Annotated in this window: 9 protein-coding genes; 8 read left to right on the top strand and 1 reads right to left on the bottom strand. The window is 36.0% G+C overall.

Annotated elements, in window-relative coordinates; translation table 11 throughout:
• Positions 1 to 49 precede the first annotated feature (49 nt).
• On the top strand, positions 50 to 889 hold the full coding sequence (locus COD11_RS14785; RefSeq protein WP_098797668.1) for an AraC family transcriptional regulator: 840 nt from the start codon (positions 50 to 52) through the stop codon (positions 887 to 889).
• 45 nt (positions 890 to 934) lie between these two features.
• Here the strand turns inward: COD11_RS14785 and COD11_RS14780 are convergent, their stop codons facing one another.
• A complete protein-coding gene (locus tag COD11_RS14780) occupies positions 935 to 1270 on the bottom strand; it encodes a hypothetical protein (RefSeq protein ID WP_098797667.1) in 336 nt (111 codons plus the stop codon).
• A 267-nt stretch (positions 1271 to 1537) separates the two neighbouring features.
• On the opposite strand from COD11_RS14780, the gene COD11_RS14775 reads away from it, so the two are divergent.
• From COD11_RS14775 to rlmD, 7 genes are all read left to right on the top strand, one after another.
• On the top strand, positions 1538 to 3514 hold the full coding sequence (locus COD11_RS14775; protein ID WP_098797666.1) for a methyl-accepting chemotaxis protein: 1977 nt from the start codon (positions 1538 to 1540) through the stop codon (positions 3512 to 3514).
• A 656-nt stretch (positions 3515 to 4170) separates the two neighbouring features.
• Positions 4171 to 5409 (top strand): serine/threonine transporter SstT, encoded by a 1239-nt coding sequence (gene sstT / locus COD11_RS14770; protein WP_098797665.1) that lies wholly within the window; start codon positions 4171 to 4173, stop codon positions 5407 to 5409.
• A gap of 180 nt (positions 5410 to 5589) precedes the next feature.
• Entirely contained in the window at positions 5590 to 7953 is a 2364-nt protein-coding gene (locus COD11_RS14765; protein ID WP_098797664.1) for a polyprenyl synthetase family protein, read from the top strand.
• Positions 7954 to 8038: 85 nt separating this feature from the next.
• Positions 8039 to 9508, top strand: a complete 1470-nt coding sequence (locus tag COD11_RS14760) for a protein adenylyltransferase SelO (RefSeq protein ID WP_098797663.1) — start codon at positions 8039 to 8041, stop codon at positions 9506 to 9508.
• A 260-nt stretch (positions 9509 to 9768) separates the two neighbouring features.
• Positions 9769 to 10335: a TetR/AcrR family transcriptional regulator gene (locus tag COD11_RS14755; RefSeq protein ID WP_098797662.1), complete on the top strand. Its 567-nt coding sequence runs from the start codon at positions 9769 to 9771 to the stop codon at positions 10333 to 10335.
• Between the two features lie 40 nt (positions 10336 to 10375).
• Entirely contained in the window at positions 10376 to 11827 is a 1452-nt protein-coding gene (locus tag COD11_RS14750) for a DHA2 family efflux MFS transporter permease subunit (RefSeq protein WP_255301629.1), read from the top strand.
• 167 nt (positions 11828 to 11994) lie between these two features.
• Complete coding sequence (gene rlmD, locus COD11_RS14745; protein WP_098797721.1) at positions 11995 to 13359, top strand: 23S rRNA (uracil(1939)-C(5))-methyltransferase RlmD; 1365 nt, start codon at positions 11995 to 11997, stop codon at positions 13357 to 13359.
• The last annotated feature ends 79 nt before the right edge of the window (positions 13360 to 13438 follow it).

Below are 13438 nucleotides of genomic sequence, written 5' to 3'. Positions count from 1 at the left end.
TCTTGCTTTTTGTTTATTTTGTAATCGGTTACTTTTGGGAGGGGCTATTATGAAGCAAGGTAAAATACGCTATACATTCTCTTCCTTTGACAAATCATTACCTTTATTTATTGAGAGTATTGGCTATAATCCACAAGAAGAAGATTTTGCTCGACCAGAAGGATATCCATATTTTCATTGGTTGCAAACAGTAAGAGGGGAAGGGACTTTTTCATTTTTAGGGGAAAGACATTTATTGACACCCGGAAGAGGCATTTTATTAACACCTTTCACTCCTCATTCTTATTACTCCACGCACACAGAGTGGTCAACTTTATATATAACATTTGGAGGCGCTTCAGCTGAGTCTATATTAAATTCTTTGGACATAAATTTTAATGCGTTATATTCAGAATCAAAAGAATTACCGTTTTCTAAACAGGTTGAAGGGATATTAAAAAATGTCGAAAGAGATACAGAATTTTCGAAGCTGGATCTATCAAGTGATTTATATAGTTTTATTATTATGCTAAAGAAATATGGAAAACTTAAGAATCAACAATCATTATCAAATAATTATGATAAGGTAAGGCCGGTTGTTGAGTGGTTAGAGCATGTTTATCAAGAAAATATCGGGCTTAATGAGATGGCTAAAAAAGCAAATATGAGTCCGCAAAATTTAAGTGCTTTATTTAGGAGTACATTCGGTACAAGCCCATATTCTTTTCTTATTAACCTTAGAATTCGTGAAGCAAAGAAGAAATTAGTATCTAATTCAGAACAGTCACTAAAGGAAATTGCCAGTTCAATTGGTTTTAACGATGTTAGTCATTTTGTGGCAACGTTTAGAAGAGTAGAAGGAATAACCCCGAAGAAATATCGAAACTTATACAATGAAAAGCTAATGTAAAAGAACATAATAAAGGAGGAAAGGAATTTAAGGCCTTTCCTCCTTTTATGTTTGGAGGATTCGTTTCATCTGTACAATTTTTGTGCTTGTAATATCATTGCATTTTGGTAAATATCGCTTTAAGAATGGTAGAATAGCGTTTACATATTCTTCAACATTTTTATTTTGATGATCCTCTGGAATGTATAAACAGAACTTTGCTAGTACATTTGTTTCAAGAGCTTGATTTTTCGGATTTATCTGTGGATCAGAAATGGAGACAATTTTTTCTGTGATAATTTCGTTTGAAAGATTCATCAACATGTTTGTTACCAATTGTTCATAATTTTCTTTTATGTTTAATCGTAGAACACACTCTGCATAGGTAATTACTTCAATCATCAAGATCCCCTCCGACACTTTGTCTACTGCTTATTATACTATATATTGAAGCATTTTCTAACAAAAAAGAAAAAAGTGATAACGTTTCTCACCTCTTTTTTATTTGTTGGTAATTATCGGGAAAATATATAGGTATGCCACTAAGCAGTGAAAAATATTATCTCTAGTATGTATACAATATATTAAAATAGCAGGTTAATTATCCGATATAATAAATAGATTTATATGAGCTTACTTATAAATTATGAAGACTAGGAGAGTACATCTGTGAGATTAGCAATAAAAAATACAATCGTTATTAGTGTGTTAATTACAATTTCAATGATTAGCATCTCGGTATTTGGCTATATGAAGGCAAAGGATATCATTTATGATAGATTTGAAGACCAAGCATATAGTCAGCTTGAGTCAGTTAAAGCAAATATTGATATTTGGATTAAAGGGAAGCAGGAAACGATGCAGTACATAGCCGAAGCAGGTGGATTAAAAGTGGGAAATGTGGAAGAAGCTGACTCGCTAGGTACTAGAATCGCAGAAAGATTGGATAATCCAGATGCATTTGCCTTTATGGATGCTGCAGGATTTCTTTATCTTGGAGGAGCGAAAATCCCTGTTTCAGATTATGAACATTATAAAGGTGGAATGAGTGAGCTTACAAAAACTTATAATCCAGTTCCATCTCAAACACCGAGCTTAAATGGAGCTCCAATTGTTTTATCATCATCACCAATATACGGAAATGACGGAAAGGTTGTTGGGGTTGCTTCGGGTGGCCATCAAATTGAAAGTTTAATGAATATTATTTCGAACGTGTCTTTAGGTGAAAGTGGATATGTCACGATTTTCACAAAGGATGGAACGATTGTTGCGGGGCAAAATAAAGAAGATGTTCTTAATAAAAAAATAGCAGACTATAAAAATAGCGACTTAGACAAGTTGGTTGAAACAAGCATGAATGGCGAAACTGGTGTAACCGAGACTGATTTTAATGGTGAAAATAGTTTGGTTTTCTATAGTAAGGCATCAGAAATGGACTGGGGAATCATGATTTCAGTACCAACAAAAGAAGCTTATGCTGATGCGCAGTCACTGTTGAATTATTTCATTATTATTACTCTTATCTTTATCGTGATAAGTGCCGTCATTAATTATTTTATTAATAATAAGTCATTAAAACCGATAAAAGAAGTTAATGAGAAAATTGAAGAGCTAGCCAACAATGAGGGAGATTTAACGCAAAGATTAAATATAAATAGAAGAGATGAAGTAGGTAAATTAGCAACTAACTTTAATACATTATTAGATAGTTTACAAGATTTAATGGGTGATATTCTTAACAAGGGAAAAGTTGTTTCTGAAAGCACGTTAATTTTATCAGAGAGAGCTGAAGAAATGGTGCAAACATCTGGTATTGTAACGGAAAATGTGCAACAAGCAGCAGAGGTTTCAACTGAGCAGGAAACAGGGAATAAAAAGAATCTGGAATCTATAAATGATATCACAAAAGGTGTGTCAGACATTAAAGACCACTCTTCTATTGTTTCAGTTAAAACTAAGAATGCATATAAAGAAGTTGAGCAGGCAAATGAACAGATAAAAACATTGATGCATCAAATGACTGATATTCAGCAGTCTGTTCTTAGTTCATCTATGATTGTGAAGAAATTAGGTAATAGATCTTCTGAAATTGGGAATATTGTTGAGATGATTACTGATATTACGTCACAAACTAATTTACTCGCACTAAATGCTTCAATTGAGGCCGCTAGAGCAGGTGAACATGGGAAAGGTTTTGCCGTTGTTGCAAATGAAGTGAAAAAACTAGCAGAACAATCAGCTCAATCAGCAAATCAAATTTCTGAGTTAGTAAATGAAATAGTAACTGAAACTTCAAATGCTGTAGTTCAAATAGAATCGAGTACAGATCAGTTTGGAACAGGAATGCAAAAGCTAGAGGGAGTAAATGACCGCCTGCAGCTTGTTCACCAATCCTCTGAAGAGAGTTCATATGAAGTTGACAAGATTTTCATTGAAATTGAAAATCTGCTTTCGAAAGTTAATGATGTGGAACATGTTATTAAAGACAATTCTCAGAAATCAATGGAGTCATCAAACTATATTCGCGAAGTTGCTGCTTCTTCAGAAGAACAGTTACTATCTATTCAAGATATTACGACTTCTATTGAAAAGACAGCCCAATTTGGCGAAGAATTAAGAGAGTTACTGAATCGATTTAAGATATGATGTTTTCATAAGAGAGATGAAGACCACAATAAGGTGAAAAGTCAGCTGAGATGGTCTTCATGAGAGAGATGAAGACCACAATAAGGTGAAAAGTCAGCTGAGATGGTCTTCATGAGAGGGATGAAGACCACAATAAGGTGAAAAGTCAGTTGAGATGGTCTTCATAAGAGAGATGAAGACCACAATAAGGTGAAAAGTCAGCTGAGATGGTCATCATAAGAGAGATGAAGACCACAATAAGGTGAAAAGTCAGCTGAGATGGTCATCATGAGAGGGATGAAGACCACAATAAGGTGAAAAGTCAGCTGAGATGGTCTTCATAAGAAGGATGAAGACACAACAAGGTGAAAATGGTCTTTTTAAAAGTGCTTGCAAATTTGCAGGTGCTTTTTTGTATGTATGAAAATTTTTCTTGTATATTAATCGCTTACAAATCCGATTAAGCAAAAGGAATGATATTATTAGAATATTTAAATATTTAAGACTTTTTAAAATTGACCAAAAAGTATTGTAATATATCAAAAAACTCACTATAATACTACTTATTGAAAAGACATTTGTCTTTGTGCAGTGGAATATATTTCTGAAAGTCCACTTTAAGAATAACAAGGTAATAGATTTTAAAAGGATTTTCAATTTTATAGTGGGGGATTATTGTGAAAAATTTATTAAAAAACTGGAATCGGTTAAGTCTAGTTAAACAAATCATTATCGGCTTACTCATTGGAATTATCTTGTCTGTTACAATTCCAGATGTAGCACAGCCTGTTGTTATTTTAGGTTCGTTATTTGTAGGTGCTTTAAAGGCGATCGCACCTGTTTTAGTTCTTTTCTTAGTTATGTCTGCGATCACTCAGCATAAAAGTGGTCAGCAAACAAATATGAAATCGATCGTAGTACTGTATCTTGTTGGAACGTTTTTAGCAGGATTAGTGGCAGTTATTGCAAGTTTCATCTTCCCGGTCGGCTTAACACTAGCGAATAGTCCTGAGGGTTTCACAGCTCCAGGTGGTGTGTCAGAAGTTCTTAAAACGTTGCTTTTAAACATAGTGGATAATCCGGTTAATGCTATTGCCAATTCAAACTATATTGGGATCTTAACGTGGGCTATTCTAGTCGGTTTAGCATTAAGAAGTGCACCTGAAACGACAAAAACAATGATCTCTAACTTCTCTGAGGCAGTATCTAAAATTGTAACTTGGGTGATTAAGTTCGCTCCGTTAGGTATCATGGGTCTAGTATTTGAATCAATTTCAACAAATGGAATTGACTCATTATTAAGCTATGGAAAATTACTTGCTGTTTTACTAGGATGTATGGCTTTTGTTGCATTAGTTGTTAATCCAATTATTGTGTTTTTAGCTATAAGACAAAATCCGTATCCACTAGTTTTGAAATGTATAAAGGAAAGTGGAATTACAGCTTTCTTTACTCGTAGTTCTGCAGCAAATATCCCTGTTAATATGAAATTGTGTGAAAACCTTGGCTTAAATAAGGATAGTTATTCAGTATCGATCCCACTAGGAGCAACAATCAATATGGCTGGGGCAGCAGTAACAATTTCCGTATTAACATTAGCGGCAGTTCATACTTTAGGTATTGAAGTAGATTTTGCTACAGCCTTAATTCTTAGTGTATTGTCAGCTGTATGTGCTTGTGGAGCGTCCGGAGTTGCTGGTGGATCTCTACTACTCATTCCTCTTGCATGTAGTTTGTTCGGAATTCCTGCAGAAATTGCGATGCAAGTGGTTGGTGTAGGCTTTATCATTGGTGTTTTACAAGATTCTTTTGAAACTGCTCTTAACTCATCAACTGACGCCATTTTTACAGCAGCTGCTGAATTCAAGGAATGGCGTAAAGAAGGCAAGAAAATAGATATTTCAAAAGTAGCATAAAAATAGAAAGCACTTCATTGTAGCAAAAGAGCTAGCAGTGAGGTGCTTTTTTAATTGGGGTTCCTTTTACCTCTGTGCGACGGTCATAAAGATCATACATTTAGCTTATATTTAAATATACTGATAGTATGATAGATAATAACTGAATCGAAAATGAGTTTAAACTGAGGGAATGAATACATGAATGAAAAAATAATGTTTGATACTGATAAAACTTATCAGAAGGCGGAACGAAAGGCTTTAGATTATTACCAATCTCTTTATGAGCAAATCACCCGCAAAACCTATATTCCTGCTTTAACAAAAGATTTTCAAACCTGGAAGCAAAACCATGTTTACCGAAAATCACTATTCTCTGTTTTTACACGTAAAAATAACAAGCCAGAGGCACATGATTATGACATATATATTCAATGGCTCAAATATACAGGCAAGCTAACTCCCTACTTAGAACGAAGCATTTCTTACCTTTTTTTGCGTGATCTAGGAAAAGACTTAAGCTCAACTAAAACACAGGAAAGAGTTAACCGAGTAGTTAAAAGTTTAACAAAACATCTAACGAAAAAAACAGATAAGACAGATACGTTCAACATGGCTGGATTATACCGAATAGCTCAAAAGGAAAGCATTGAAACGACCATGATCTGGCTCGTCAATAAGTTAAAGACAGTAACATCAAATATTCCTGAGGAAATTGACCCTGAGCAAGCACGGAGAAAGTTAATGAAAATCATTGCAGGGGTTGTCATGCATGTTGTGGAAGAAATGGATGATGGGGTTAAACCTACTGAACGTGCTCTGAAACTCGATCAGGCCATTCGCTTAGGGTATTGTTATGGTTTAACTTATCCTTTTATTGATGATTTGCTTGATGTGAGTCTGTTATCGCTTGAGGAAAAGAAGAGATATTCAAACTTGATACGAACAACACTTATCACTGGTTCTGTGCCAGAACTAGGGCAATGGGACGGAAATAATGCCGGGTTACTAAAATATATTCATTCAGAACTACGAGAAGCCTTTGAATATATTAAAGGAAATCAGCAGTCGGAAAATGTGCAATCATTTTTGGAGCAAGCATATATATTTTTTCAATCACAGGAAGTGGACCGTGTAAAGGACCTTTCTAACCCAGATTACACAAATGAAGACCTTTATATTCCAGTTATTCTAAAATCCGCATCTTCACGATTAATTGTTCGTTCGGTTCTTAGTGCCTCTGAAGACGAGGGTTTCAATGATCGAACGTTTTATTATGGAATTTATAATCAGCTTGCTGATGATTTCGCTGACATGTTTGATGACTTAGAGGCAGGTGCTGTTACTCCTTATACGTATTATTTGAAATATCATGTTCAACGTCCCGACCTTATTAATCCGTTTGAATTATATTGGACGGTTATATCAAACTTAATCCACAATGTATACAAATCAGATTTCAAGACACGTGAGGTAATCCTTAATCGGGCAATAAACGGTTTAAAACGATATAAAAGTAAAATGGGAGCGGAAAAATATAATGAAGTGATGGAGTTATTTTCAACCAATTCTTCAAGTTTTACACAGCTAATTCAGAAGATGGTGAAAAAAGCAGATGATGTAGATTTCTTTGATAAGCTACTACGCGACCATATGTTGAATAATATGAGAAATGAACGGAACGAACAGGAAGAATTTTTAGAAACAATTAAATTTGTTCGTAACCAATTAAATGCTACATTGCATGTTTCTGAGGGTGATAAAAGGTTATATAGTTCCATTGTTGAGGCTGCAAACTATAGTCTTGAAGGTGATGGAAAGCGATTGAGGCCAATTGTGACTTGGATAATGGCAATAAAGGTATACGGTTTAGATCAATCTGTGATTATGCCATTACTTAAATCATTAGAATACATGCATACAGCGTCTTTAATCTTCGACGATCTCCCATCACAGGATAATGCATCGATTCGAAGGGGGCGTCAAACACTGCATCAGGCTTATAATACTGCCATTGCCGAACTAACCGGTCTTTTTTTAACTCAGAAAGCTACCTGGGAACAAGCATCACTTACAAAATTTGATCCAAATACTGTCCTGAAATTAATACAATATTCCTCATATATGACAGCCGAGATGTGCAAGGGACAGGCAATGGACTTGGAATCGAAAGGCAAGCTGTTATCTCTAGATCAATTAAATTTAATGTGCTTTTATAAAACTGGAATGGCATTCGAAGCATCTATTATTATGCCGGCGATCCTAGCACATGCTGATGAAACAGAGATAGAGGCATTAAAGAAATATGCGTATCATGCGGGTATTGCTTTTCAGATTAAGGATGATTTACTCGACTTTGAAGGAGATCCTGCACTGCTTGGAAAAACAGTTGGAAAAGATAGAGAAAATCAAAGTTCAACATTTGTGTCGATCTTAGGCCGAGAAGAAGCGAGAAAAAAGATGTGGGAACATTACTGTCAAGCAATCGAAGTTCTACAGAAAGTACCACGAGACATTCCTTTTCTAAAGCATTTTTTGAATTATATTATCAACCGAGATCATTGAGGATAATAACGTTTATAAAAGTAGACAATATGGATATGTTTAAACAACGAAAAGAAAAATATATATAAGGTAAAAAGGAGATCACATGACAAAGGAACAAGACTTAAAAACAGGTTGGAAAATAGACAATAGCTATGCTCGCCTACCAAAAAAGTTTTTTACTGAACAAAAGCCAACTCCTGTTAGCAATCCTGAGTTAATCATACAGAATGATCAGCTGGCATCATCGCTAGGTCTAAATGTCGAAGAGTTACGAAGTCATGAACAAGTAGAGGTTTTTGCAGGTAATCGAATTCTAGAAGGTTCAACACCTCTAGCACAAGCATATGCGGGACATCAATTCGGTCATTTAAACATGTTGGGAGATGGTCGTGCAGTTCTGCTTGGGGAACAAGTAACACCTCAAGATGAGCGGGTTGATATCCAACTTAAAGGCTCAGGAAGAACACCTTATTCACGAGGTGGAGATGGAAGGGCTGCACTTGGCCCAATGCTTCGAGAATACATTATTAGTGAAGCGATGTATGCCTTAGGAATACCGACTACGAGAAGTTTAGCTGTAATAACAACTGGTGAGAATATTCTCCGAGAAACAGAACTTCCCGGTGCCATTTTAACTCGTGTTGCTGCAAGTCATATTCGTGTTGGAACGTTCCAATTTGCTGCACAATTAGGAACAGATGAGGAGCTTCAAGCTCTCGCTGATTATACAATAGAGCGTCATTATCCGGAGATTGAAAGAGATGATAACAGGTATTTTTCATTGCTTCAACAAATGATACAAAGGCAAGCTTCATTAATTGCAAAGTGGCAACTTGTTGGTTTTATCCATGGAGTAATGAACACTGATAATATGACAGTTAGTGGAGAAACGATTGATTATGGTCCTTGTGCCTTTATGGATACGTATGATCCTGAGACTGTTTTTAGCTCAATTGATGTTCAGGGCCGTTATGCCTATGGTAACCAACCATTCATAGGTGGATGGAATTTAGCACGATTTGCCGAATCTCTTATCCCGATTCTTCATGAAGATCAAGATAAAGCAGTTGAAATAGCTCAGGAAGAAATATCTAAATATATGGATATTTATGAAACAAATTGGATTAGTGGAATGAGAGCTAAGTTAGGTCTTTTTTCTGAAGAAAAAGACGATAAAACATTAATAGATGACCTTCTTACCTTAATGCACAAGCATAAGGCAGATTATACAAATACCTTTGTTGCTTTAACGTTCGACAAACTGGACGGAATGGAGCTTTTCCGTTCTTCTGAATTTGAACAGTGGAAAGAGCGTTGGCATGAAAGATTAAGTAAGCAAAAAGAACCTAAAGTAGAATCACAAAAGTTAATGAGGGATCATAATCCTGCAGTAATTCCTCGTAACCATCGTGTGGAAGAAGCACTGGAAGCTGCGGTAAAACATGGGGATTATACTGTAATGGAAAGATTATTAGATGCTCTTACCAAACCTTTTGCACACACTACTCAACAGGAAAAATACTGCAGTCTGCCTCCTTCAGGTCAGCCTTACCGGACTTATTGTGGGACTTGAGCGGTGAGAGTAGAGGAATTGATAGGGAGCTTGTCATTCAGATGATTATGAACGACAAAAGTGAAATAGAAGATAGAAGAAATGTCGTTCATCGAGCTTATGAACGACATTTTCAATGTAGATAGCTTTTAAAAGGAGTTTAAGTTATCCTATCAAATTATATTTCAACTAAATAAGCAAAAAGATTTGACATTACCAATGCTACTCTAATAACATTATCTAGACCGGTTGTTATAATTTTGTGAGGTGCAAACGTAAAAATGGCAAAAAAGGAGAGTACAAAGGAAATTATCCTTAAAACAGCAACATGCTTATTTCAGCGCCAAGGCTATCATGGAACTGGATTGAATCAAATCATTGAGGAAAGCGGGGCACCAAAAGGCTCCATCTATTATCACTTTCCAAATGGTAAAGAGGAAATTGCCTTGGAGGCTATTCATCAAATGAAACGGGATATATTGGAGCGGGCACAGGAAGATTTGAGTGGGGGAGAAACAGCTGCTGAAGCATTTCAATTTTATATTAATAAGATTGCGTCTATTTTTGATCACCCTAAAACAATGGAAGGATTATCAATAGGTCTTATTGCTTCAGAAATATCATCAACACACGAAAATCTAAGGTTAGCATGTGAAGCTGCTTTTATGGATTGGCAAGCTTTGTATATTAATAAGCTTAAAGCTTATGATATGGAAACAGAGAAAGCAGAGGAAGTAGGCTTAACAATAACTGCATTGATTGAAGGAGCCTGTACACTATCTGCTACGTATAAAAATGGGGAACCTTTACGTGTAATTGCAAAACAGTTGCCGTTATTGCTTTCATAAAGAGAAAAGATAGAAATAAGTAGGAGGAAACAAAATGGAAATGAATGCACAAGCAAATGGTAAGGGAGTAACTGCGGCAAATGAGTTGAAAGTTGTTCCTATTATCATTTCTTTTGTTGTTGCTGGTTTTATTGGTTTGTTTAGTGAAACAGCCTTAAACATGGCATTAAATAATTTGATTATAGGTTTTGGTATTAAAGAAACCACTGCTCAGTGGTTAACGACAGGTTATTTACTTACACTTGGAATATTAGTTCCAGTTTCAGGACTTATTTTACAATGGTTTACGACGAGGCAGTTGTTTATAACTTCACTAATTGCTTCTATTATCGGTACATTCATTGCGGCGGTCGCTCCAACCTTTAGTGTACTTATGATTGCCCGAGTTGTTCAAGCGGTAGGAACAGCATTACTCCTTCCTCTAATGTTTAATACAATTCTATTAATTATCCCTCCGCATAAACGTGGTAAAATTATGGGGATCATCGGGCTTGTGATTATGTTTGCTCCTGCGGTAGGACCTACTATTTCAGGGTTAATACATAGAACTTTATCATGGCATTGGATCTTTTGGATTTCATTACCATTACTCATTGCAGCACTTATTTATGGTATTATTTTTATGCAGGATGTAACAAAGCCAACCAAACCTAAAATTGATATCTTATCAATTATCTTATCTACTATTGGATTTGGTGGAATTGTATTTGGTTTTAGTAATGCCGGAGAAGGTGGCGGTTGGGGAAGCCCAACTGTTATTGTTTCAATGGTTGCTGGAGGAATAGCCTTAGTCTTATTCTCTATTCGACAATTAACAATGAAACAACCTATTTTAAATTTACGAGCTTTTAAGTATCCGATGTTTACAGTTGGCTTACTAATGGTCGTTGTATGTATGATGGCCATTCTTTCTTCAATGATTCTATTGCCACTTTATTTACAAACATCGTTGGCTCTAAGTACGTTTGCAGCTGGTCTTCTATTACTTCCTGGTGGAATCATTAATGGAATATTATCACCTGTAATGGGAGGACTATTTGATCGTTTTGGTCCTAAATGGCTAACGATTATAGGAATGACCATAGTAACAGGCTCAATGTTTGGTTTTTCTACCATATCAATGGAAACATCTTCATCCCTTATTATAGGACTTCATATTGTCATGATGGTTGGAATTTCTATGGTTATGATGCCTGCGCAGACGAATGGATTAAATCAATTACCACCTGAGCTTTATCCAGATGGAACGGCTATAATGAACACACTACAGCAAGTAGCCGGAGCAATTGGAACAGCTGTTGCAATTTCAATCCTATCATCTGGAACAAGTAACTTTATGGAAACAGTAGAAGATAAACAAAATCCATTAAACCAAGTACTTGCCTTCACTGAAGGTGTCCAAGATGCTTTTGTATTTGCGATTATCTTGTGTATTGTAGGGTTTGTTATTTCGCTCTTTATTAAGCGAGTGAAGGTGGAGCATCAAATGTAGGCTATAGAGGTGCCTGTCACCACCCGAATTTTCTTGTTTCACATGTGAAACAGTGTGATCAACTGCTACCCAGCTCTGGGTAGCAGTTTTCGAGTTGAATAGGGTTAAGAGAAAACTAGAGTAATAAATAAAGGGAGGAAATTTTTACCTTGACTAAAGCAGAAACAATGATTGCTGAAATACGTCATTTAGATGACAGGGGTTCAGGACAAGCTGTTATTTGGCGGGAAAACGAACTTGGTAATCCGAAGAAATTAAAACTAACTATTCCACAAACGCTTCCAGGGGAGAAGGTACGTGTAACGGTTGATCAACCAGAAAGAAGAAGAAGAAAGGTTCTACCTGAGGAGATCTTAGAAGCTCATTCTGATAGATTGGCACCACCATGTCCTCATTTTGATAAATGTGGTGGATGTGTGTGGCAGCATTGGCAATACACAGCCCAATTAAAACAAAAAACTGAGCATGTAAAACATGCAATCGAGGAACAAGGATTTAATCCTGTGCTAGTTAAAGAAACAATTGGGATGGATCAGCCTTGGCACTATCGCAATAAAATGGAGTTTACATTTGCTCCTGATGGTTCTCTTGGGTTACATGAGCAAGGGAATTTCCGTAAAGTAATCTCGCTTGAATCATGCTTAATTGCAAGTAAAGAAATGGTCGAGGCTGCTATGGAAGTAGCAGTTTGGGTAAAAGATTATCAATTAAAAGGCTACAATAAAGATACCCACGAAGGATTGCTTCGTCATTTAATGGTTCGACAATCTTTCGCAACTGGAGAAATGATGCTAGGGCTTTTTGCAACAGAAGGACCAAATGATACCCTTCAAAAGGCTGTGGAAGATTTGGTTTCGAGAATTGAGGCAAAGTATCCACAAGTAAAAAGCTTGTTATGGCTTGAAAATACGCAATGGGCAGATCGTACACAGTCCGAAAAAAGTCATACTTTAGCAGGAAGAGATTTCATTTATGATGAAATGGATGGCTACCGTTTCCGTCTGTGGTTTGATACATTCTTTCAAACAAATCCAACTCAAGCTCAAAAATTAGTTGATTTAGCAATCGAAATGGGTCAACCGAAAGAATCAGAAAGCATGATTGATCTTTTTTGTGGAGTTGGGACATTTTCTTTGCCATTTGCAAATAGAGTCGGAAAGCTTGCAGGTATTGAAATTGTAGAGAGTTCTATTGAATCAGCTAAAAGAAATGCAAGTGATAATGGAATATCTAACACGTATTTTTTAGCTAAGGATGCAAGAAAAGGGATTGATTCAATATTAGAAACGTTTGGCAGTCCTGAACTTCTCCTTTTGGATCCTCCTAGATCAGGTGCTGGCGGAAAAGTCATGAGAAGAATTGGACGTTCTAAACCAGAAAGAATTGTGTATGTATCTTGTAATCCTGATACATTTGCGACAGATATTAAAGAACTTGAACAATTTGACTATGAGTTAAAAATAGTACAACCTGTTGATCTATTTCCTCATACAGTTCATGTGGAATGTGTAGCATTATTAGAGCTAAAATAAGAATCTGTTTTGTTTTTAAGGTGGATACCCATAGCGGGTTGTCTGCCTTTTTTGTGGTGCCTGTCACCACCCGAAATTT

The sequence above is a fragment of the Bacillus sp. AFS040349 genome, assembly GCF_002577655.1.
Classification (GTDB): Bacteria; Bacillota; Bacilli; order Bacillales; family Bacillaceae; genus Metabacillus.
This window is presented reverse-complemented; position numbering and strand designations above follow the sequence as displayed.

Coding starts and splice junctions, on each gene's coding strand:
- COD11_RS14785 (WP_098797668.1), top strand. CDS start 50: ATGAAGCAAGGTAAAATACGCTATACATTCTCTTCCTTTGACAAATCA.
- COD11_RS14780 (WP_098797667.1), bottom strand. CDS start 1,270: ATGATTGAAGTAATTACCTATGCAGAGTGTGTTCTACGATTAAACATA.
- COD11_RS14765 (WP_098797664.1), top strand. CDS start 5,590: ATGAATGAAAAAATAATGTTTGATACTGATAAAACTTATCAGAAGGCG.
- COD11_RS14760 (WP_098797663.1), top strand. CDS start 8,039: ATGACAAAGGAACAAGACTTAAAAACAGGTTGGAAAATAGACAATAGC.
- COD11_RS14755 (WP_098797662.1), top strand. CDS start 9,769: ATGGCAAAAAAGGAGAGTACAAAGGAAATTATCCTTAAAACAGCAACA.
- COD11_RS14750 (WP_255301629.1), top strand. CDS start 10,376: ATGAATGCACAAGCAAATGGTAAGGGAGTAACTGCGGCAAATGAGTTG.
- rlmD (WP_098797721.1), top strand. CDS start 11,995: ATGATTGCTGAAATACGTCATTTAGATGACAGGGGTTCAGGACAAGCT.